Origin of the sequence: Schlesneria paludicola DSM 18645, from assembly GCF_000255655.1 — a bacterium.
Lineage (GTDB): Bacteria > Planctomycetota > Planctomycetia > Planctomycetales > Planctomycetaceae > Schlesneria > Schlesneria paludicola.
Genome location: NZ_JH636434.1, coordinates 201,213 through 223,419 on the forward strand (window position 1 = coordinate 201,213; position 22,207 = coordinate 223,419).

Annotated in this window: 17 protein-coding genes; 14 read left to right on the forward strand and 3 right to left on the reverse strand. The window is 55.7% G+C overall.

The annotated features are described in order from the left end of the window. Window positions 1–147 precede the first annotated feature (147 nt). The 6 genes from OSO_RS0101110 to OSO_RS0101145 all read left to right on the forward strand — a co-directional run bounded on the left by OSO_RS0101110 (window position 148) and on the right by OSO_RS0101145 (window position 7,217). Window positions 148–984: an enoyl-CoA hydratase gene (locus OSO_RS0101110; RefSeq protein ID WP_010581748.1), complete on the forward strand. Its 837-nt coding sequence runs from the start codon at window positions 148–150 to the stop codon at window positions 982–984. Between the two features lie 354 nt (window positions 985–1,338). Beyond that, window positions 1,339–3,048, forward strand: coding sequence for a chaperonin GroEL (gene groL, locus OSO_RS0101120; protein WP_010581749.1), 1,710 nt, complete (start codon window positions 1,339–1,341; stop codon window positions 3,046–3,048). A 159-nt stretch (window positions 3,049–3,207) separates the two neighbouring features. Beyond that, a complete protein-coding gene (gene groES, locus OSO_RS0101125; protein ID WP_010581750.1) occupies window positions 3,208–3,498 on the forward strand; it encodes a co-chaperone GroES in 291 nt (96 codons plus the stop codon). Between the two features lie 143 nt (window positions 3,499–3,641). Next, window positions 3,642–5,258, forward strand: coding sequence for a chaperonin GroEL (gene groL, locus OSO_RS0101130; RefSeq protein WP_010581751.1), 1,617 nt, complete (start codon window positions 3,642–3,644; stop codon window positions 5,256–5,258). Window positions 5,259–5,394: 136 nt separating this feature from the next. After that, window positions 5,395–6,534, forward strand: coding sequence for a molecular chaperone DnaJ (gene dnaJ, locus OSO_RS0101135; RefSeq protein WP_010581752.1), 1,140 nt, complete (start codon window positions 5,395–5,397; stop codon window positions 6,532–6,534). A gap of 161 nt (window positions 6,535–6,695) precedes the next feature. Further along, the gene (locus tag OSO_RS0101145) at window positions 6,696–7,217 is read left to right on the forward strand and encodes a nucleotide exchange factor GrpE (RefSeq protein ID WP_010581753.1); all 522 of its coding nucleotides are present in this window, start codon (window positions 6,696–6,698) and stop codon (window positions 7,215–7,217) included. A 152-nt stretch (window positions 7,218–7,369) separates the two neighbouring features. On the opposite strand, the gene OSO_RS0101150 is transcribed toward OSO_RS0101145, so the two are convergent. The 3 genes from OSO_RS0101150 to OSO_RS0101165 all read right to left on the reverse strand — a co-directional run bounded on the left by OSO_RS0101150 (window position 7,370) and on the right by OSO_RS0101165 (window position 12,765). Continuing rightward, entirely contained in the window at window positions 7,370–8,068 is a 699-nt protein-coding gene (locus tag OSO_RS0101150) for a class I SAM-dependent methyltransferase (RefSeq protein WP_050985968.1), read from the reverse strand. A 74-nt stretch (window positions 8,069–8,142) separates the two neighbouring features. Further along, the gene (locus OSO_RS0101155; RefSeq protein ID WP_010581755.1) at window positions 8,143–9,855 is read right to left on the reverse strand and encodes a hypothetical protein; all 1,713 of its coding nucleotides are present in this window, start codon (window positions 9,853–9,855) and stop codon (window positions 8,143–8,145) included. 393 nt (window positions 9,856–10,248) lie between these two features. After that, entirely contained in the window at window positions 10,249–12,765 is a 2,517-nt protein-coding gene (locus tag OSO_RS0101165; protein ID WP_010581756.1) for an ATP-dependent Clp protease ATP-binding subunit, read from the reverse strand. A gap of 475 nt (window positions 12,766–13,240) precedes the next feature. On the opposite strand from OSO_RS0101165, the gene OSO_RS41660 reads away from it, so the two are divergent. From OSO_RS41660 to rpoN, 8 genes are all read left to right on the forward strand, one after another. Continuing rightward, window positions 13,241–13,765, forward strand: a complete 525-nt coding sequence (locus tag OSO_RS41660; RefSeq protein WP_040591561.1) for a UvrB/UvrC motif-containing protein — start codon at window positions 13,241–13,243, stop codon at window positions 13,763–13,765. 98 nt (window positions 13,766–13,863) lie between these two features. Beyond that, window positions 13,864–14,919 carry a protein arginine kinase gene (locus OSO_RS0101180; RefSeq protein WP_040591764.1) on the forward strand — a complete coding sequence of 352 codons (1,056 nt, stop codon included), beginning with the start codon at window positions 13,864–13,866 and terminating at the stop codon, window positions 14,917–14,919. 185 nt (window positions 14,920–15,104) lie between these two features. After that, a complete protein-coding gene (locus tag OSO_RS0101185) occupies window positions 15,105–15,746 on the forward strand; it encodes a hypothetical protein (protein ID WP_010581759.1) in 642 nt (213 codons plus the stop codon). Window positions 15,747–16,150: 404 nt separating this feature from the next. Continuing rightward, on the forward strand, window positions 16,151–16,993 hold the full coding sequence (locus OSO_RS0101190; RefSeq protein WP_010581760.1) for a ParA family protein: 843 nt from the start codon (window positions 16,151–16,153) through the stop codon (window positions 16,991–16,993). Window positions 16,994–17,408: 415 nt separating this feature from the next. Continuing rightward, a complete protein-coding gene (gene dnaX / locus OSO_RS49335; protein ID WP_010581761.1) occupies window positions 17,409–19,187 on the forward strand; it encodes a DNA polymerase III subunit gamma/tau in 1,779 nt (592 codons plus the stop codon). Between the two features lie 5 nt (window positions 19,188–19,192). Continuing rightward, window positions 19,193–19,549, forward strand: a complete 357-nt coding sequence (locus tag OSO_RS0101200; protein ID WP_010581762.1) for a YbaB/EbfC family nucleoid-associated protein — start codon at window positions 19,193–19,195, stop codon at window positions 19,547–19,549. 26 nt (window positions 19,550–19,575) lie between these two features. Beyond that, entirely contained in the window at window positions 19,576–20,199 is a 624-nt protein-coding gene (gene recR, locus OSO_RS0101205; RefSeq protein WP_010581763.1) for a recombination mediator RecR, read from the forward strand. Between the two features lie 237 nt (window positions 20,200–20,436). Further along, the gene (rpoN, locus tag OSO_RS0101210) at window positions 20,437–21,921 is read left to right on the forward strand and encodes an RNA polymerase factor sigma-54 (protein WP_010581764.1); all 1,485 of its coding nucleotides are present in this window, start codon (window positions 20,437–20,439) and stop codon (window positions 21,919–21,921) included. Window positions 21,922–22,207 lie beyond the last annotated feature (286 nt).

The following is a 22,207-nucleotide window of genomic DNA, read 5'->3' on the forward strand; positions in this document are numbered from 1 at the left end:
CGATGATCTCGAACGGCTTGCTGAACGCTGGTCAGACCGATAGCTTGGCGATTGCCTGGACGCCGATTCAGTGCTGTCCGGCACGAAGTGATTCAATCACACCATCCTCTCTTGCATCGGCCAATTCATCAAAGCGAGCCCATTCACATGGCATACGAACAGATTCTGTACGACGTGTCGGAACGGATTGCCACGCTCACCCTGAACCGGCCCGATCGGTTGAACGCGTGGACTCCGGTCATGGAGTCGGAGGTCTTTGAAGCGCTCAAGCAGGCGGATTGCGATCCCGGCGTACGCGTCATCATTCTGACCGGCGCAGGTCGCGGATTCTGTGCGGGCGCCGACCTGCAGAGTCTTGACGCCGTCTCAACAGGTGGTGACGTCTTGACGCAGCTGAAGGCGCAGCTCGCGGCGGGGCCGGGCGAGTTGTCTCAGCCAGACGTTCGTGCGGATTTTCGAAAGACGTACTCGTACTTCCCAGCAATTTCGAAGCCGATCATCGGGGCACTCAACGGGCCAACAGTCGGCTTGGGGTTTGCCATTTCGCTTTACTGTGACCTGCGATTTGCATCCGACCAGGCGAAGTTCAGCACGGCATTCTCACGTCGCGGGCTGATTGCAGAGCACGGTATCAGTTGGATGCTGCCGCGGTTGATCGGCATGGCAAACGCCCTGGATCTTCTCTACTCCGCGCGACTTATTGACTCGGCAGAAGCTCTTCGGATGGGTTTGATCAGCCGAGTGATGCCTCAATCTGAATTCCTGGCCGAAGTCCGCAGCTACGCGCGCGAACTGGCGGATAAGGTCTCGCCGCGGTCACTGCGTGTGATGAAACGACAGGTTTACGAAGCGCAGTTTCAGACATTGGAGGTCGCGATTGATGTCGCGAATGAGGAGATGCTGAAAAGCTTTCAGTGTGACGACTTCAAAGAAGGCGTGGCGCACTTTGTGAACAAACGACCACCGAACTTCACGGGAAATTGACACCGATTCGCGGCGTCTGGGCGTCAACGTATTTTGATTTCGCGGGCCATCGCCCCCCTGCTGAAATCTCGATTTCGCTGCCAACATGGCAGGGCTCCAAAATGCCGAAATTGTCACGACATTTAAAACTCGTTTTGAACAAATGAGTTACGACGTTTCTTGTGCAGTCGGCACAGAGCTTGCTAAGTGCTCCTTTGTGTCGAATTGTCGGCCGTGTTGGCGGGGCTGGCATGGTTCGGCTCACTTCACTCTGGTGACGTGTTCCGCAATTTGGCGTGAGTAGTGTCGCTGTGGGTGTGTTGCGTGGAAATTGAGTCGCCCCACCAAGTCTGTCTTGTTGGTTGAGGAGTCGCTGTGGCCAAGCTGATCAGTTTTGATGAAGAGGCTCGTAAGAGTCTGTTGGAAGGCGTTTCGAAGTTGTCGCGCGCCGTGAAGAGCACGCTCGGCCCTCGCGGTCGTAACGCGGTTCTCGATAAAGGGTGGGGTTCGCCCAAGGTGACGAAGGACGGCGTAACCGTTGCACAAGACATTGATCTGGAAGACAAGTTCCAGAACATGGGCGTGCAATTGGTGAAAGAAGCGGCGTCGAAAACCGGCGATGTAGCTGGCGACGGCACCACGACGGCGACGGTGCTGGCCGAAGCGATCTATAAGAATGGCTTGCGATTCGTCGCCAGTGGCTCGGACCCAATGGCACTCAGCCGGGGTGTTCAGAAGGCGGTTGACGCCGTCACCGAAGAGCTAAAGAAGCTTGCCAAGTCTGTGAATGCCAGCGACAAGAAGGCCGTGGCAGAAGTCGCGAGCATCGCTGGAAACAATGATCCAGAAGTGGGCAAGATCCTTTCTGAAGCGTTGATGAAGGTTGGCAAAGACGGCGTCATCACCGTCGAAGAAGGCCGCCAGATCGCCACGGAAGTGGAATTGGTCGAAGGGATGCAGTTCGAGCGGGGTTATCTCTCGCCGCATTTCGTCACCGATCAAGACAGCCAGACGGTTGAGCTGGATAACTGCCGTGTTCTGATTTACGAGGAAAAAATCAGCAGCGCCAAGTCGCTGGTTCCATTGCTCGAAAAGACCTCGAAGGCCGGCGTGCCCTTGCTGATCATCGCCGAAGACGTCGAAGGCGAAGCCTTGGCGACGCTCGTGGTCAACAAGATGCGCGGGATTCTGAAGGTCGCCGCCGTGAAGGCTCCTGGTTACGGCGATCGCCGTAAGGCCATGCTCGAAGACATCGCCGTGCTGACAAACGGTAAGGCCGTCTTCAAGGACCTGGGGCTGAAGCTTGAAAACGTCGAACTGAGCGACCTGGGTGTCGCAAAGAAGATTCGTATCGACGCCGAGAACACCACGGTGGTTCAAGGGGCCGGTAAGAAGGCGGAAATCGAAGGTCGTGCTGCGTTGATTCGCGCCGAAATCGCGAAGACCGACAGCGAATACGATCGCGAAAAGCTCCAAGAACGTCTCGCGAAGCTCGCGGGCGGCGTTGCTCAGATCAGTGTCGGTGCTCACACCGAAACCGAAATGAAGGAACGCAAGGATCTGATCGACGATGCGTTGGCCGCAACGCGTGCTGCCATCGAAGAAGGGATCGTTCCCGGCGGTGGTGTGGCACTGTTGCGATGTCTGGGCGCCGTCGAAAAGCTGAAGCTGGCTGGCGACGAACAACACGGCGTGACGCTGGTGAAGAGCGTGCTTGAGATGCCGCTGCGAACCATCGCTGAAAACGCCGGTCTGGATGGTGCTGTGGTGGCGAACAACGTGAAGAAGTCGAAGGAAAAGTCCTACGGCTATGACGCGTTGAACGAACGCTATGGCGACATGTTTGACTTCGGCGTTGTAGACCCAACGAAGGTTGTGCGTTCCGCACTGCAGAATGCCGCCAGCGTGGCCTGCCTGCTCCTGACGACCGATTCGATCGTTGTTGAAGCTCCAAAGCCGAAAGAAGACGACCACCACCACGACGACCATCACGATGGCGGCGGTATGGGTGGAATGGGAATGGGTGGCATGGGCGGAATGGGCATGGGAGGCATGGGCGGAATGGGTGGCATGGGCGGCTTCTAAGCCGTTGTGCTGTTCGTTCGCGAATGCGGGGCAACCTTGGCCAGTCGCCGGATGTCCCGCAATGTGCCAGTTCGCTATTTTCGCTGTCTGCGGATGACTGAATCGATCGCAGACTTTTCGATACGGAATTCCTCCAACGAAACGCAGGAGATGTCAACGATGAAATTGAAGCCTTTGGATGATCGTGTTGTTGTCGAACCGCTGACCGCCGAAGAAAAGACCGCTGGCGGCATCGTGCTGCCAGATACCGCCAAGGAAAAGCCCCAGCGCGGAAAGGTGATCGCCGTCGGTCCCGGTCGGTTGCTCGACAGTGGTGAACGATCACCAATCGCCGTCGCGATTGGCGATGAAGTCCTGTTCGCGAAGTACGGCGGGACCGAAATCGAAGTCGACAAGAAGGATATCAAGATCCTGCGCGAGTCGGACATTCTCGCCAAGGTGATCGCCTGATTACGGACGAAGTCGCAACTGACTCGAGCGGTTCATGCGAGGACCGAAAACTGTCTCGCATGAACCGTTTTTGAAGTCCATTCCGTTGCGGACGTCCTTGCATACGAATTTTCGCATACTCATTTTTCCACAGGAGCCCCGTCGTGGCTAAGCAACTGTTGTTTGAAGATCGTGCACGCATCAAGTTGTTGCATGGCGTGGAAACGCTGGCAAAGGCTGTTGCCGTGACGATGGGTCCAACTGGACGTAACGTCATCATCGACAAATCGTTCGGCAACCCCGTCGTTACCAAGGACGGCGTCACGGTTTCGAAAGAAGTCGAACTCGAAGACCCATACGAGAACATGGGCGCGAAGCTCGTCAACGAAGTCGCTTCGAAGACCAGCGACGTCGCCGGCGACGGGACGACAACCGCAACGGTTCTTGCTCGATCGATTTACAGCGAAGGGCTTCGCAGCCTGACACTCGGTGCAAATCCCACCGTGGTCCGCAAGGGAATCGAAAAGGCCGTCGATGCGGCGATCGCGTTCGTCGAAAAGATGGCGAAGCCTGTCGAAAAGAAGGAAGAGATCGCTCAGATCGGTTCGATCTCGGCCAACAACGACCGCGTCGTGGGCGACTTGATCGCGGATGCGATGGAAAAGGTCGGCCGTGATGGCGTGATCACCGTTGAAGAAGGTAAGGGAAACACCACGACGCTCGAACTGGCCGAAGGGCTTCAGTTCGATAAGGGTTACATCTCCCCCTACTTCGTCAACAGCCCGGAATCGATGCAGTGCGTCCTGGAAGACTGCTACATCCTGCTGTTCGAAAAGAAGATCTCCAGCCTGCGTGAATTCGTTCCGCTGCTCGAGAAGGTGGCCCAGCGCAGCAAGCCGTTGCTCGTCGTCGCAGAAGACGTTGACAGCGAAGCATTGACGGCACTGGTCGTCAACAAGTTGCGTGGCGTCCTCAACATTTGTGCCGTAAAGGCACCTGGCTTCGGCGATCGCCGCAAGGCCATGATGGGTGATATGGCCGTGCAGACGGGCGGCACGCTGATTTCCGAAGACCTCGGAATCAAGCTGGAAGCCGTGGAACTGTCACAACTTGGCCGCGCCAAGAAAGTGGAAGTCACCAAGGACACCTGCACGATCATCGACGGCGCTGGCGACAAAGAGCAGATTAAGGCTCGTGTTGATCAGATTCGTCGACAGATCGAAGCGACCGAGAGTGAATACGATCGCGAAAAGTTCCAGGAACGATTGGCCAAGATGACCGGCGGTGTCGCCATCATTTCGGTCGGAGCGGCCACGGAAGCAGAAATGAAGCAGACGAAGGCCCGCATGGAAGACGCATTGCATGCGACCCGTGCCGCCGTCGAAGAAGGGATTCTGCCCGGTGGTGGTGTTGCATTGCTGCGAGCCATCACCGCGGTCAATGAAGTCAAGGCGAAGGGCGACGAGAAGATCGGCGTTCACATCATCGCCAAGGCTCTAGAAGGCCCGATTCGACAGATCGTCGCAAACTGCGGTCTGGACGGCAGCGTGATCGCGGACGAAGTCCGCGGCATGCCGACGAACACGGGTTATGATGCCAATGCCGGCAAGTACGTCGATATGTACAAGGCCGGGATCATCGATCCCGCAAAGGTTGTGAAGAGTGCACTTCGCAACGCATCGTCGATCGCTGGCCTGATGCTGACCACTCAGGTTCTCGTGACACGTAGCGAAGATACCGATGGTAAGGCAAAGTCCAAGGTCGAAGGTTCGGTTCGATAATCTGAACCGGACGAATCGACTTGTCCGATCTGGATAATGAATGACAATGATCGAGCCGCCGGAGCATTCTCCGGCGGTTCGTTGTCTATGTGGGGCGGCGTGTTTCTGTCGGCCAGGGACTTGGAGCGGAGCCGTGATGGCGACCAAGCGTGATTTTTATGAAGTTCTGGGTGTTGCCAAGTCGGCGTCGGACGACGAGATCAAGCGCGCCTATCGTAAGCTTGCCGGAAAGTACCATCCGGATCGAAACCCAGGTGATGCGTCCGCGGTGACGGCATTCAAAGAGGCCGCCGAAGCGTTCGATATCCTGAGCAACCCCGACAAGCGAGCCCGCTACGATCGATTCGGCCATGCCGGCGTCGAAATGGGGGCCGGTGGCGGAGGTGGTTTTCAGGACGTCGGAGATATCTTCGAAGCCTTCGGAGACATGTTTGGCGACATTTTCGGCGGCGGTGGGCGCCGCCAGGGCGGTGGTCCGCGGCCACGAAAAGGCGACAGCCTTCAGACGTCGCTGACCATCGAACTTTTGGACGCCGCCGTCGGTTGCACCCGAGAGATCGAAATCGAAAAGCATGTCTCGTGCGTCACCTGCAATGGCTCAGGAGCCAAGCCGGGGACGCAACCGGTCAAATGCGACTACTGCGATGGCCGAGGGCAGGTCATTCAATCGCAGGGCTTTTTTCGCGTTCAGACGACCTGTCCGTCATGTCGCGGACGCGGAACGTCAATCCGAGAGAAGTGCCCTGATTGCCGTGGCCAACGTGTGATCAGCCAGTCCAGCAAGCTGGAAGTGAAAGTCCCCGCCGGAATTGATAACGGAATGCAACTGGTGCTTCGCGGTGAGGGCGAAGTCGGCGAAAGTGGCGGTCCACCGGGAGATCTTTACGTCGACATTCGCGTGAAGACGCATCCGTTGTTCAACCGCGATGGACGCAACTTGATGTGTGACGTGCCGATCACGTTTGCTCAAGCCGCTCTCGGAACCCAGCTCGATATTCCAATTCTGACGGGAAAACACAACATTACGGTTCCGCCCGGAACCCAACCGGGCGAAGTCTTTCGGCTGAAAAGCCAGGGAATGCCCGATCCCCACGGCGGACCACGCGGTGATCTGCTCGTTCAGTTTCATGTTGAAGTGCCTAAGAAACTCAACAAGAAGCAGGAAGAACTGCTGCGGCAGCTCGCGGAACTGGATGACAAGCAGGTTTCACCGCAGCGTAAGACGTTTTTTGACTCATTGAAAACATTCTTTTCCAAGGACGAAGAGGCGGAATGAGCAAAGGATGAGGCACGTCAAAAGATCATAATCAGGGTGTCGGTCGCAATTGGAACCGGTCCCATGATGCCTGCCCAGATCGACACTGCCTCTGCCTTTTGCACGACGTTGTCAGCAACAGCATTCCGTCATTCGAATATCGCTCAAAAGGATTCATAAAAATGACCGAACCCAAAGACGAAACCACCCCCGCTGATGCCTCTGCCCCCGCCACGCTCAAAGAGCAACTGCAGGCGGCCAATGAAGAGCGTGATCAGTTCAAGGATAAGTGGGCCCGCGCCATGGCGGATCTCGAGAACTTCCGCAAACGCGTTTATCGTGAGATGGACGACGAGCGCAAGTACCAGGCCGCACCGATTCTGAAATCGCTATTGCCAGTTTTCGACGGCCTCGACCGTGCCATCTTTGCGGCATCGCAGGCGAAGAACTTTGATGACCTTCTGAATGGCGTGCAATTGACGCTCAAGCAGTGGGAATCGATTCTGGCGGGCCATGGAGCAAAGCCGATCACTGCGGTTGGACAACCATTCGATCCGAACCTTCACGAAGCGATCAGTCAGGTTCCGTCAGCCGACCATCCACCGATGACCGTCCTGAACGATGTTGAGCGTGGATATACGTTGCATGACCGCGTGATTCGGCCAAGTAAGGTTGTGGTCTCTGCGGCCCCGCCGACTGAGTAGCTGCTGTTGTGGTGACGGCTTGAGTTGCGCGAGATTGGCGGGCAATTGACCGACGGACAATTCCGCCTTGTCGTCGGTCAACTCGCTTGAAACGGCGAGTGCCAGATCTTGCCCGAAGCGGATGATGTTCTGAAGCCGCGCTGATCGAATTGTCAGTTCAGCGGCTTCCGCCCGACGAATCGATAGTAGGGCGCTCGAACAAATGGCAAATAGGGAACCTTGCCTCGCTCTTGGTTCAGCGACACGGTTTCGAAGTGGCTCTGCAGATAAGGAATGTGGTCTGGGTTCAGGAACACATTGTCGTTGGCGAACCACGCCTGCCATAGCGTTCGTGTCGACCAGCCATGCTTGATCAGCCCCTCTGCGGGCCATTTCCGGGCAACGAAGAAATCCACAACGCCGAATGTTCCACCAGGTTTCAGGATTCGCAGCGCGTGATCCATGGCCAAAAACCAGTCAGGAATCATCGTGAGCGAGTACGAGCAGGTGACGACGTCTGCGGAACCCTCGGGCGGGACAAATTGCGTCGCATCGCCGTGAACGGCGTGGACGTTGTTCCAGCCCCGCGCCTGAATCCGCTGTTCTGCGACTTTCAAGAGCGAGGATGAAAGGTCGATCAGATAGGCGTTTGAGAATTCACTCAGCCGGGGGCCCCAGTTCTCGGCGTTCTCACCGGTTCCGGCTCCCAGATCGACCCAGACGCCGCCCGCGGGGGCGGGCAGCGATTGAAACAGTTGCTCGCGTCCATGCAGCAGGCGTTTGCGAAATGAATCGTATCCCGCTGCCTGGCCGGAATAGAAATTCTCAAGCCGTTCTTCATGGGTCTGGCCGCGACCACCCGTCACGGCCATGTGCCAAATGATTTTCAGATCATTAAAAAAACCGCCCGAGTTTGCCACAGACTCTGGTCCTTTAAGGTTTCCCGTTACTGCAGGGCCTTCGTGCCATCGGCGATCATCGCGCCAATATATTTCAGCACGCATTCGTTCAGTTCGAGGAATCCTTCGATCTTATTGTCTGTACGCTTCAGTTCGCCAGTCACCAAGGGGGTGCAGTCCTTCATCGACGCGTCCGCCAGGTTGCGATATTTTTCGAGGTCCTTCTGACGCTGAATCTGCTCTTTGCCAACTGGTTTTGGTGTTTCCTTCTCGACGATCTCCATCAGCGTCATCAGTTTCGAGACGTTGAACAGATAGCTGATCACGATCGGATCGACCTTTTCCGAAGCGGGGGCGGCAGTCTTGTCGATGGCGACCTTCAGTTGAGCCAGGCCTTCAGCACCGGCGGCACCCCACACAGCGTCTTTGCTCGTTCCGACGTACAACGCCGTTTCACCGGCAAAGATTCGCTGGAACGAAGCCTTCCGAGTCTCAGGAATGGTGAGTTCGAAAATGCTGACACCGCCGTATTCTTCAAGCGGCTTGACCTGCCAGTCGGACTTCATCTTTGGAAGCAGATTGATGATCTCATCGGCGACCTTGCCATCCGCCGCACGAATCCCGCAAACCATCACATTCTTCTTGGGAGCCGTGGCGTGAACGTCAATAAAGGCGTCGACCACACCGAGATCCGCACCGACGTCCAGCATGTCAAGGAACTTGTTCATCCCTTGTTTCAACGCGACTTTCTCGTCGTCGGTCTTTCCCTCACGAGCCTTGATCTCGATCTCCAACGTCGGTCGTACAGCCGCGTAGAAGTCTTTGGCGTGTTTGATCCGCATTGGATCGAGTGGGAACGTGATTCGGCCAGTTGCCAATGCGTCAGGATGCAATTCCACATTCGCGAAGTAGCTCGGTTTGACCGCGAACTGTTCGATGCTCTTTTGCAGATCGGTCCCAGGTAATGCGGTCACCGATACGTCACCCCGGCCGGTGGGCTTCGGTCCGCTGGTCGTCGTGGTCCAGCCCACGGCGAGTGTGTCTGATTCAACGATGAATCGCTCGGCTTCGTTGAGTTGCTGGATCAGGGCCAGCTTCCGCAGTTCGAAGGCGTTCTTGTCTTCGTTTCGCTGAAACTTGATCAACGCTTCAAATTGCTTACGGAGTTCTTTGAAGGTGTCGCGACGGCTCGTCATGCTAGCGGCGTCGTTTTTCAGCTCGGCAACGATGTCCTTGTTCTGCGCAAGCAGGGCCGCCATGTCCTGGGTGGCAAGAGGCGGATTGCCGGGAACGGCGGATTTCTCCATCGAAATCCAGGCGTAACCCTTGTCGTGACGCAGGTAATAGGGCTTCTTGTTCTTCTCGGCGAACTCGTAATAAACTTTTGGGGTGATTTCTTTCTTCTTGAAACCCATCCCCTCAATGCCTTCGAGGAATCCGACATTCTTTTTTGTCAAGACGTCGATTGGAACGCGCCAGTCGTACGAAAGATCGCTTTTTCGAAAAACGACGTCGATTTCCAGCGGCTTCTTGAGATCAACCCCTTGGGTGAAGGCATCCAACAGGTTGTTCTTGAGTTCAGCCCATTGCTTTTTCAAATCGGCCGTAGGACTCTGTTCGATGAGCCACTGCAGGTCGTCGTAAATTTGAGAGATACTAGGCGCGACAACGCGGATTTTCGCTTCCGACTGTGCGGAAACACTGCCGGCGAAAAGCGTTAGCAAACAGCCGAGAACCAGGGCAAGCTTTCGAACGACCACTATGAACTCCTTTATCCCTTGGTCAGCAATGATTTCGTCAAGCCTGAGAGCGCCTCAGTTCCATTGAGGAAACTTGCTGCAACCTCTTCCAGATTCAGTGATAAACTTTCACCAAACACCCTTCGCGCCGAGACTCCTCGTTGAATCTTGCCACACGAAGTTCGCGCGGGATTCTAACTACGCAGGGCAAATTGGGGAAGCCGCGTTGGTGTTTCTGTTTCCCTCTCGCAAATCAAAGTCCAACCCTTCTCGAAGTAAATCTACGACGATTGTCGGATCGTTCCATCTGCTGAATTCACAATAAGTTACTGTCGCAATAAAAAAAGAGCCCGATCGAGTTCTCGATCGGGCTCTTCGCCATTTGAGCGAACCGCAGTCAGTGTGAGGCAGAAATTAAGTCGATTCGGCTTCGACAAGTTCAGTCGGCGGTGCAACTTCCTGTGTCGAGGCTTCGAAATCGAGCTGTTTCTGGTCGCCAACTTCCTTCACCTTGACGGTGATGGTGTTAGAGCCCTCAAACAGCCCCTGCAACAGGTTTTCGGACATTGGATCTTCGATATAGGTCTCCACAGCGCGACGAAGCGGACGAGCTCCGTATTCCGTGGCATTGCCCTTCTCGATGATGAACTGCTTGGCTTCGTTGCTCAGAATCAGGGACAGACCCTTTTCGGTGAGGCGTTCGCGAACCTTGGCAAGCTCGATCTCAACAATCTGTTTCAGGTTCTCTTCGGTGAGCGAACGGAAGACGACGACTTCATCCAATCGACCGATGAATTCAGGTTTGAATTCACGTTCGAGTTCGTGTTGTAGACGTTCTTTCATGCGATCATAGCTGGTGTCGTTGTCCTTCGGAGCGAACCCGAACTCGTTATTGATCGCAACCGCACCTGCGTTGGTGGTCATAATCAAGATCGTGTTCTTGAAGTCGACTTTCCGGCCAAAGCTGTCCGTCAAGTGCCCTTCTTCCATGATCTGCAGGAGCATGTTGAAAACGTCCGGGTGGGCTTTTTCAATTTCGTCTAGCAGAACGACGGAGTAAGGTCGTCGGCGGATTTTTTCCGTCAATTGCCCACCGTCTTCGAACCCAACATAGCCAGGAGGAGCGCCGATCAGACGGCTGACGTTGTGCTTCTCCATATATTCGCTCATGTCGATCTGGATCAGGGCATCCTGATCACCGAACATGAACTCAGCCAGCGTCTTGGCAGTCAGGGTCTTTCCCACACCGGTCGGGCCGGCGAATAGGAACACCCCTGTCGGACGACGCGGATCTTTCAGGCCACTGCGACTGCGTCGAACGCACTTCGCAACCTGCTTGATCGCTTCGTTCTGGCTGACAACGCGACGATGCAGCTCTTCTTCCATCTTGAGAAGTCGGACCGCGTCTTCGCTCGACAAACGCGTCAGCGGAATCCCCGTCATCTTGGCGACGACTTCCGCGATCACTTCCGCGTCGACGACGCCCTCTTTCTCTTTGGACTTCTCACGCCAGTCCTTGTTGATATTTTCCTTCTTTTTCTTCAGCTTATCCGCTTGATCGCGCAGCGAAGCAGCTTTCTCGAAGTCCTGGTTCGCCACCGCTTCTTCTTTCGCGGTATTCAGGCGTTCGACTTCTTCTTCCAGCTCCTTGAGATCGGGCGGTCGGACCATCGACTTCAAGCGGATGCGGGCGCCCGATTCGTCGATGACGTCGATGGCCTTGTCCGGCAGACAGCGAGCTGTGATGTACCGGGTGGACAATTCGACGGCCTTGGCCAATGCATCGTCGGTGATCTGAACCCGATGGTGTTGCTCGTAGCGGTCGCGCAGTCCCTTCAGGATTTCGATGGTCTGTGCAGGTGACGGCGGCTCAACAATGACCGTCTGGAATCGTCGTTCGAGCGCCCCGTCTTTTTCGATGTACTTGCGGTATTCATCGAGGGTTGTCGCACCGATACACTGGATCTCACCGCGGCTCAGGGCGGGTTTCAGCACGTTGGACGCGTCGATGGCCCCTTCGGCACCACCGGCACCGACCAATGTGTGCAACTCATCGATGAACAGAATCGTGTTCTTCGCACGCTTCACTTCGTTCATCACGGCCTTGATGCGTTCTTCGAACTGCCCACGGTACTTGGTTCCAGCGACCATCATCGCCAGGTCGAGGACCACGATTCGCTTGTCGCGCAACAGTTCTGGCACTTCTCCGTTGACCACCATCTGGGCGAACCCTTCGACGATGGCGGTCTTACCGACGCCCGCTTCACCAAGCAGCACCGGGTTGTTCTTTTGGCGACGGCACAGGATCTGGATCACGCGTTCGATCTCGTTCGATCGACCGATGACTGGGTCAAGCTTTGTCTGCCGAGCCAGCTCGGTCAGGTCGCGACCAAAACTGTCCAGTGCCGGCGTTTTGCTTTTGGGAGTTTTCCCTGACGGACCGGCCTGGCCACTGCCCGCACGTTCCGACGAGCCTTCACCGGCTCCTTCGACACCATGGCCCAGCAGGTTCAGGACTTCTTCGCGGACGTCTTCCAACTTCAGCCCCAGGTTCATCAGGACTTGGGCGGCGACGCCTTCTTGTTCTCGAATCAGTCCGAGCAACAGATGCTCGGTACCGACGTAGTTGTGGTTTAAGTTGCGTGCCTCTTCCATGGCATACTCAACAACTTTTTTCGCCCGCGGCGTCTGTGGCAGCTTGCCCATCGTGACCATGTCAGGTCCCGATTGAACAATCTTCTCAACTTCCAACCGAATCTTTCGCAGATCCACCTCGAGGTTTTTCAGGACGTTCGCGGCAACGCCGGAACCTTCCTTCACCAGACCAAGCAGGATGTGCTCGGTGCCGATGTACTCGTGGTTGAATCGCTGGGCTTCTTGATTGGCCAGTTGCATGACTTTGCGGGCGCGATCAGTGAATCGCTCGTACATCACGAAGCCTCCAGGGTTGTGGGAGACGGAAACATCTCTCGGATTTCGAACGGGGGTGTCACTCGAAAATCTAGTTCAGATCATAGGCTCGATCGCGACTTTGGGCAGGTACGGACAAATTCGGTCGCGAATCAATGACTATCACGAAGGGTAAAATCCGTAAAACTGGACCAGACGTTGCAATCGCATCAGGCCATCCAAGCCTGTGCCGAATTCTAGTAGCGTGTCTCTTCTCGGGCAAGGAGACCACAATCTCCTCATCGAGTGGCTGGGAACGGGCTTGCTTTCTTTTGGCTCGCGGGGACTGATCCCCGTCGCTTCCCGTCTTGCTCCTGTCGAAGCACGCAATCGTGACGGTTGGGCGTTCTCCGTCATCCATCAGAAATGCCGACAAGGTCTAGCTTTCCTTTCCAGAGGTTCGCTTCTAGAATCGCCTTGGTTTCGTCGATCCTCATTCCAGCCTCGCGTGCCAGTTATGAAATGCGGACGTTGCTCCAAACCTGCTGTACTGCATATTACCGAACTGCGCCAAGGCGAAGTCCAGGCGTTGCATCTGTGCGAGAGCTGCGCGAAAGAGTATCTCAGCCACGCACAGCCCTCGAAGCCCGACGCGGTCCCCGAGCCTGACAGTGACGGTGACGAGGCCAGTTTGGACGATCTGGAGCTGCAGCTCTGTCCGAATTGCGGAATTGCCTTCAAAGAGTTTCGCGCACAAGGTCGTCTGGGCTGCCCACACGACTACCTTGTGTTTGAGGATCAGCTGCTGCCGCTGCTGGAAAATATCCACGGCGAGACGAACCATGTCGGAAAGATCCCGAAACGATCGCCGCAGTCAAGCCAATTGCAGTTCAGGTTGATCAAGCTGCGAAATGAGCTTCGATCGTCGATTGAGGAAGAACGCTACGAAGACGCTGCGCGGATTCGTGATTCGATCCGCCAGCTTGAAGAAGGCGAAGTCGAATCCGAGCCGACTCAGATTCCGAAAGAGTTTGAGCCGTAACAGGTAACGACTGACTCGAGATTGATACACCTCGCCGCCCCGCGGCCTGGTGCGATCGCAAAAGAAATTCCAATACGCGTTTGATCGAAGGGACCAATGTGGACCTTGAGTCCTTGACCCGTACCAGCGGCGAATGGCTGAAAGCGACCGGCCCCGATTCTGACATTGTCATGTCGAGTCGGATTCGGCTTGCCCGCAATCTGGCTCAGTATCCGTTTCCCAGCCGCGCGGACGATTCCGTACGAGCTGAAATTGAAGAGTCGCTTCGCACGCTCATTGAAAAGAATCCGGCCGGACGCAAGCTGAATTACATTTCGGTCAGTGCCCTGGAGTTGATCGACCGGCAAATGCTCGTGGAGCGACAGCTGATTAGCCGCGAGCATTCGGAGTCCCACGGGCAACGCGGCGTCGGCATCAGCGACGAAGAAAACATCAGCGTGATGGTCAATGAAGAAGACCATCTACGCATCCAGGTATTAAGAAGCGGATTCGCGCTCGATGAGTGCTGGAGCGAGATCGACGCGATCGACGACGCAATTGAGTCAGAGCGAACATATGCGTTTAGCGACAAATTGGGCTATCTGACGGCTTGCCCCACCAATTGCGGCACAGGAATTCGAGTCAGCGTGCTCATGCATCTTCCGGCGCTCGTTCACACCAAAGAAATTCAGAAGGTGTTTCAGGCGCTGCAGAAGATTAATCTGGCGGTTCGGGGCCTGTACGGCGAAGGCAGTCAGGCGATGGGCGATTTTTATCAAATCTCCAATCAAGTGACGCTGGGCAAAAGCGAAGCCAAACTGATTCGCACGATTCAGGACGTGGTGCCGAATATTGTTTCTTATGAACGCCGCGTACGCCAGGCCCTCGTCAGCGAAAAGCGACAGGGACTGCACGATCAGGTGTCGCGGGCGTATGGCATCCTGAAGACGGCACGCACAATTAGCTCCGAAGAAACGATGGATTTACTATCGAGCGTTCGACTCGGAATCAACCTTGGCCTGATCGATGATCTCGAGATTCCGACTGTGAATGCGCTGTTCATCCATACTCAGCCTGCCCATTTGCAAAAGATTCGCCACGAGAAGCTCGATACCGTTGATCGGAACGTTGCGCGTGCCGATTACATTCGGCAGCGATTGAACGAGCGCAACTAAATCTCGCTCGTTTCCTGGCGATCGCTTCGCAAAAGTGCATCTGAGCGGGATGCTGACCTGTCGTGGTTGACGGAAGTTGACCTGCACAGCGAAGATTGGCACCGGCGATTGTTCCATTGAGATCATTCCGCCGCGATGGAGCGCCTGAGGGTGTCCTCGGGGCGGGTGCTGAGTGAAGAATCGTTGTGATTGAGTTCGTCAAGACCTCTCTTACGGCCCATCGTGGCCAGGATTCGTCGTCAACCCTCACTCAGGTGGTCGTGATCGTGGATCGAATCTTTCTGCCGTTGTCGTTCATCAGTTCAGCCTCGCTGATTGTCGCAATGGTGCTCGGGTTGATGATCGATGACCCCAAGGTGAGATCCGCAGCGGTTCAGGCGGGGGTGCAGTACCACTTTCTTGCCGCACTGGCCGGGCTGGTGCTGGCGACCATGGTTCACGCCATTGTGCTGACCTATTTCATGGGAACTGGTCGGTGGATCGAAGAGACCAGCCAGGCGTATCGGCTTAACCCTGAGTTTCATGCCAGAAGCGCCCGAATCAAGTACCGCACGATTCCACTGATGGTGATCTGCTTCATAATGCTGGTGGTGACCGGCGCGTTTGGCGCGGCTGCCGACCCGGCATCGCCGATGCAAGCGAAAAGCTGGGGAGGCGTCTCGCTTGCCAACCTTCATCTCATCGCTGCCATGGCAACGATTGGGGTCAATCTGCTTGTGAATTGGCTGGAATTCCGGGCTCTTGAGCAAAACGGGCAGGTCGTGGATCAGATTTTGGCAGAAGTCCGCAGGATTCGTATTGAGAAAGGGTTGGCTGTCGATGGCTGAGCAGATGTGACCAACCACCCTGCCCTGACACGTTGACGAGCATCGTTCGCAGACCCGCAGCGAATTCCTCGACGTGGCCGCTCAGCCATGCTGCTCGACAAGTGGCGACCGGCGGGCACGTGGATTCCCCTCATTTTGCGGAGATTGGCGTATTGGGTTTTCGCGACTGGTGAGCCGTCAATATTCTGAAAAAAAGCCGTCTTTCCTGGTTTTCATTCCTGCATTAAACTTCAAGTAGCCCGAACTATTCATGGATTGATATTAGCCCGCAGTGCAAGCGAGGAACTCTCGGTTGATCGTTCGTCGTTTGTGCGAGGAGTGACGCGTGAGTGTGCTGCTCGTCATGTCCTTAGACGACACTGAATCCGGGTTCTGAATTTCGACTGTCCGGGAAAGGATGCCCGATGCGCAGCATTTGTGTGATGAATCAAAAGGGTGGCGTCGGAAAGACGACCACCAGTGTCAATCTGGCCGCTGGCCTGGCCAAGCTGGGCCGCAAAGTGTGCTTGATCGATCTTGACCCGCAAGGGCATGCTTCGCTGCACACGGGGGTTGACGCGTTTGGGCAAACACCGACCGTTTACGATGTGTTTTCGGGCAGGAAGTCGTTGGCAGACGTAAAACAACTCGCCGTCGACAACCTCTGGGTTGTTCCGTCGGACCTGGATCTGGCGGCGACCGAGGTGGAGTTGGTTGATGCCCCGGGACGAGAGATGATCCTGCGTGGCGCCATTGAACGGCTTTGCCAGCAGCAGCCTTTCGACTACATCGTCATGGATTGCCCGCCCTCACTGGGGGTCTTGACGGTAAATGCACTTACCGCGGCGAAAGAGGTCTTCATTCCGCTGCAGCCCCATTTTCTGGCGTTGCAAGGTTTGTCCAAACTGTTCGAGACCACCGCGCTGGTAAAACGACGATTGAATCGTGATCTCGTCGTCAGCGGAATCGTGCTGTGCCTGTACGAAACGTCGACACGCCTTGCGGCCGACATCACCGACGATTTGATGCGGTTTCTCGAGCAGAGCGATCCCAAAGCCCCCTGGAAGAATGCACGAATTTTCGAAAGCCGAATTCGCCGGAATATCAAGCTGGCAGAGGCTCCTAGTTTCGGGCAGTCAATCTTCGATTACGCCGCAAAAAGCCCGGGAGCACTGGATTACGCCGCGCTCGTCTCGGAGGTCGTTGCGGCCGAAGTCGCGATTGCACCCCCGTCCGTCGATCCAGCGTCAGGTCCGATCGCCGCTTAATTTGCACGACTGCCCAAGGCGGACCAGACGATATACGCTGTGGCCGATCGCCGTGCGATGGTGCCTCGCATTCCCCTCCCGCCATCAATGGGGAGGGGGCCGGCGTCGAGCGTGCGCTCAGATCGCGCGGTCGATAGTCGCGTGCCCTCGGTCGATTGTCCTCTCGGCGGCTCTTCGCGGGCACGCTTTACCGCCAGATCTGCCACGAACACGACGTGTTCACCGGTCGCCTGGAAGCCTTCTGGGCGCGGATTCCGGGCGATCTTCGCCGTCGAAGCGCTGGCATCCTCAGGTTTGTTGGCCGTTTCGCCGATCGTCAGGCCCAGAATGCATTCGATGGTCGCTAAACGGACTTGCCGTCGGGTATTATCCCTTTTCGACGAGAAGTCATTCTTTCAACCTTGAGAATTACGCCATGGAGCCCCAGTACACAGTTCTTGCACGCCGATTTCGCCCGCAGACGTTTACTGAGGTGGTTGGGCAGGAACGCGTTGCTCAGACATTGCGCAATGCCATCCACGACGGACGCGTAGCGCATGCCTACTTATTCACGGGGGCTCGCGGAGTCGGCAAGACGTCCATGGCGCGGATTTTTGCCAAGGCACTCAATTGTCCGGACGCCGTCGACGGCGTGCCCTGCAATGTCTGTGAGCAATGTCGAGGGATTTCGGTTGGCCAAGATGTCGACGTGTCTGAGATCGACGGTGCCTCCAATCGTGGGATTGATGACATCCGATCGCTAAGGGCGAACGTCAACATCAAGTCGATGCGGTCGAAATTCAAAATCTACATCATCGACGAAGTTCACATGTTGACGAAGGAGGCGTTCAACGCCTTGCTGAAAACGCTCGAAGAACCGCCGCCGATGGTGAAATTCATTTTTTGCACCACCGAGTCGAATAAGGTTCCTGACACCATTTTGTCGCGCTGTCAGCGATTCGACTTTGGCACGATTTCGACCGACAATATTACGATTCGGCTTAGGCAACTGGCTGAGGCCGAAGGCTTTCAGGTTGATGAGGCGGCGCTGGAACTTGTCGCTCGCCGTGCCGCCGGTTCGATGCGTGATAGCCAGTCGCTGTTTGATCAACTGCTGGCGTTCGGTTCGAAGCAAATCTCGAGCGCCGACGTCCATCGACTGCTCGGCACAGCCCCTGATGACCGTTTGACGGGCATGGTGGATGCGCTCATCGAGCGACGCCAGGGGGATGCTTTGATGCGGTTGGACGCCGCAATGCGAGAGGGTGTCCAGCTTGAGGCGTTTACCGATCAACTCGTAGCGTATTTTCGGGATCTGATGGTAACGGCGTGCGAGGCGACATCCATTCCGCTGCTGGCTGTTGGCTCCGATTGCCGCGATCTACTGCGACAGCAGGCGCAGCGGTGGGGCCTGCAGACAATCACAACTGCAATGCAAATCCTGGCGGAAGCCAAAAGTCGAATGCAGCGTGTTTCGTATGGGCGAGTCTTGGCCGAGCTGGCCCTGGTAAGAATCTCGTGTTTGGAGGATTTGGATCGATTGGACGATCTGATTTCTCAACTTAAGGCAGGAGTGGTCGTTTCGGCCCCCGCCCTTGTGGCACAGCGTGCTCCCGCTCACTCGAATTCTTCAGCTCCGACAGAGCTCCCATCGCCTTCCGCACCCAGCGCCGGTCAAAAAAAAAGTGAGCCACTCGCCGTCTTGACGCGTCCGTCAGCACCGCTCGAAGCGATTTCGCCTCCGCCGACGCTCTCGATTCAGCCGACGATCGAGTGGAAAGAGGGGTGTGGCAATGACTTGCAGTTGGCCATCGCGGACAGACTGAACGATATGACCGGTGCGTCCGTTCGTCGCAGCACAGCGTTAGCAATTATTGGGCCAAATGTATTGGAGTTTTCGCTCCCCATGAACTATGATGTGGAGAGGAAGACATTAGACCGGCCCGAAACGATTGCTCGACTTGAGTCTGTCATCCAAGAATTGGTGGGAATTCCAATTCGCATCCGATTTCGAACGGTCGAGGCTGTGGAGTCGGCGGCAAAGGTGAAGGCCGCGGCCACATCAGCGCCGATGCAGCGAAGCCAGATTATTGAAGATCCGGAAGATCCCTATCTCCAAGATGTAACGCGAACGTTTGGTGTCAAGAACTGGAAGGTCAGAGAGCTTCTTGCTGAGCCATCGGACAATCCGCGTGCCGAAACGAGTGTGGAGTAGCAAAAATGTTCAAAGAACTCGGTCAATTTGCATCCTTGATGAAACAGGCACAAGGGATGCAGGGAAAGATTGCAGAGTCGAAAGAACGGATTGCAAACCTGAAGTGTGAAGGTAGCGCTGGGGGAGGGATGGTCGCGGTGACAGTGGGCGGCACGATGCGCGTTCTGTCATGCCGAATCGATCCAACGCTTGTTCAGGCTGGCGACACGGAAATGCTTGAAGATCTGGTGGTTGCGGCGACGAATCAGGCCATGGAAAAGCTGTTGGAACAACAGGCGGCCGAGATGAGTTCGATCACCGGCGGGATGAATCTTCCCGGCCTGGGTGAAATGCTGGGTGGTATGGGGTTGGGAAAATCGTGAAATAATGTGGTTCAGGAGACGTATTGATGGCACGGATTGAGGAGCCTCCACGGCATCCTTATGGGGCCGCAGTGGGAAACTTAATCGAACGACTCGCAACATTGCCGGGGGTCGGACGTAAGTCTGCCGAGCGACTCGCGAATCATTTATTGGATTGCTCAGAGGAAGAAGCCAATTCCTTGGCCGAAGCGATTCGCCGCGTCAAAACGGTCGTCCGTCCCTGTTCCGTTTGTTTCAATCTGACTGAGAATGACGTTTGCAATATTTGCAGTGACACCCGTCGAGATCATCACTCGGTGTGCGTTGTCGAGCAGCCTCGCGACCTGCTTGCGCTCGAGGCGGCGTCGATTTTCAATGGGGTTTATCACGTTTTGGGAGGGCGTCTGGCGCCACTCAATGGCGTGGGGCCTGAAGATCTGAATATTGGTGCGTTGGTGAAACGTGTTCGGCAGGGAGGGGTTAAAGAGATTTTGATGGCGACGAACCCGACTCTGGAAGGGGACGGCACGTCACTGTTTATCTCAAACCTGCTGGCGAACGATCCGGTAAAAATCACGCGACTTGCTCGCGGGATCGCCTCCGGGAGTGTGTTAGAGTTTGCTAATCGTGAAATGTTGGCGGATGCCATTCGAGGAAGACAATCTTTTTAGTTCCCTGACCTCTTTGATTCCCTGATAAGGACTTGTGGAGCTTCAAACCCGATTTGACAAGTCGAAGAATTCGCTTCGAGCAGGCCAACGAACCTGCGGGCGACGCTCGCGAACCTGCCAGGGCTGAGTGGCTGTGCCACTCGTTGTCAGTGCCAAAGGTCGTTTCATGCGAAGGAGTCCAATGGCTTCGCAGAACGGAAGAACGCAAAACCCAATCTAACGATTGAGACACTCGATATGCAGTTGAATTTCTCCCAACAAATGAAGATGAGCCAGCAAATGAAGCTGGCTCCACGAATGATTCAATCGATGGAGATCCTGCAGTTGCCCACGATGGCACTGGATGAAAGGATCGAACAGGAACTGTCCGAGAATCCCTGCCTGGAGATGCGGAGTTCTGATCGTGACGCTCCGGAATTGCAGCACAATCTCGAAGAAGCGCGCGAAGAAGCCACCGAAAAGAATATTGCCGAAAAAGAGCTGAAAGTCGACGACGCTCACAACAATGAAGCGGACTTCGAACGGCTGCTCGAGATGTCGCAGGACTGGCCCGAAGACAATTACACGTCGGGTAGTAAGCCGTCATCCAATCGCATGGAAGAGGACGGCGATCGGCAGCACGATATGATCTCGAATATCGCGATCCGACCGCAGTCGCTGAATGACTATTTGCTGGAACAGTTTGGATTTTTCAGCGTTCCGGCCGAAGTGCGCGAATTCGGGCAATTTCTCATTCAGAATCTGGATCACAACGGACGCTTGCCGGGTAGCCTGCCAGACCTGATTCAGGTCTATGGGAAGTCGATCGCCGACGTTGACGCGCAGGCGGCACTGCAGCTTATTCAACGCCTTGATCCACCGGGTTGTGGAGCGCGCGATGCGAAAGAATGCCTGCTGCTGCAACTGCGCGAGGAAGCACCTTATCGAGATGTCCTCGCGACGCTGATTGCCTCGCACCTTGAAGATCTGGCACAAAATCGCTTGCCATTGATCGAGCGCAAGACGGGGTACTCGATCGAGACGATCAAGTTGGCGTACGAAGAACTGCGTCACATGAATCCGTTTCCGGGCCGCGGATTCGAAGCGAGGCCAGCCCAAGCCGTTAAGCCTGATGTGTTCGTCGAGCAAAATGGGGACGACAAATGGATCGTCAGGGTGATGGATGAATACACCCCGCGATTGCGGATCAGCAAGCGGTATCAGCAAATCCTTCGCGACGGCGCTGACCCCAAGACGAAGGAATACATCAAACGGAAGATCGATTCCGCCAAATGGTTGATCGAGAGCATTGAGCAGCGCCATAACACGCTCAAACGCGTGGCGCAATCGATCGTCGACAAGCAAACGGCGTTTCTCGAATTTGGCCCCGAAGCGATTGTTCCGCTTAAAATGCAAGAGATTGCCGACGTCGTGAAAGTCCACGTGACAACCGTCTCGCGTGCCGTCGACGACAAATGGATTCAAACCCCACGCGGCCTTTATCCGCTCAAGCGGTTCTTTGGCGGGGGCACAGTCACGGAAAGCGGAGAAGAAGTCGCCTGGGACATCATCAGAATTAAGCTGAAAGAAATCGTTGATAAAGAGGATAAGAACGATCCACTGAGCGACGATGCCCTCGTCGATGAACTGCAGAAATTTGGTTACACTCTGGCACGGCGAACGGTAACAAAGTACCGCAAGGCGCTGGATATTCCTTCGTCGCGCCAGCGCAGGGCCTACTAACGGCTTCTCCCAAAGGTCCCGCCTCGCGGCATGGACAGTTGGGCGAAGCGGAAATTCGCTTCGTCCGACGGATTTCTTCTCTCTTCCCGATCGCGCGAACCCCGTCAGCTCTCTGACGTTGCCGATCGTGCCGAGTTTGACGCGCGTTCTTGCCGTCGCCACCGGCAAAGTTGTCCTGCAATGACGGTTTCGCCGTGTGGTTGCAGCACTGAACTTCTCGCTTTTCCAGGATGCGCAGTCGGAATTTCCGGCGGCGAAGTTCACTTATTGCAAGTCAAATTATGGA

Bases quoted from the DNA above. Each gene is read 5' to 3' on its own strand.
- OSO_RS0101110 (WP_010581748.1), top strand. From the start codon at position 148: ATGGCATACGAACAGATTCTGTACGACGTGTCGGAACGGATTGCCACG.
- groES (WP_010581750.1), top strand. From the start codon at position 3,208: ATGAAATTGAAGCCTTTGGATGATCGTGTTGTTGTCGAACCGCTGACC.
- dnaJ (WP_010581752.1), top strand. From the start codon at position 5,395: ATGGCGACCAAGCGTGATTTTTATGAAGTTCTGGGTGTTGCCAAGTCG.
- OSO_RS0101145 (WP_010581753.1), top strand. From the start codon at position 6,696: ATGACCGAACCCAAAGACGAAACCACCCCCGCTGATGCCTCTGCCCCC.
- OSO_RS0101150 (WP_050985968.1), bottom strand. From the start codon at position 8,068: ATGGCCGTGACGGGTGGTCGCGGCCAGACCCATGAAGAACGGCTTGAG.
- OSO_RS0101165 (WP_010581756.1), bottom strand. From the start codon at position 12,765: ATGTACGAGCGATTCACTGATCGCGCCCGCAAAGTCATGCAACTGGCC.
- OSO_RS41660 (WP_040591561.1), top strand. From the start codon at position 13,241: ATGAAATGCGGACGTTGCTCCAAACCTGCTGTACTGCATATTACCGAA.
- OSO_RS0101190 (WP_010581760.1), top strand. From the start codon at position 16,151: ATGCGCAGCATTTGTGTGATGAATCAAAAGGGTGGCGTCGGAAAGACG.
- dnaX (WP_010581761.1), top strand. From the start codon at position 17,409: ATGGAGCCCCAGTACACAGTTCTTGCACGCCGATTTCGCCCGCAGACG.
- OSO_RS0101200 (WP_010581762.1), top strand. From the start codon at position 19,193: ATGTTCAAAGAACTCGGTCAATTTGCATCCTTGATGAAACAGGCACAA.
- recR (WP_010581763.1), top strand. From the start codon at position 19,576: ATGGCACGGATTGAGGAGCCTCCACGGCATCCTTATGGGGCCGCAGTG.
- rpoN (WP_010581764.1), top strand. From the start codon at position 20,437: ATGCAGTTGAATTTCTCCCAACAAATGAAGATGAGCCAGCAAATGAAG.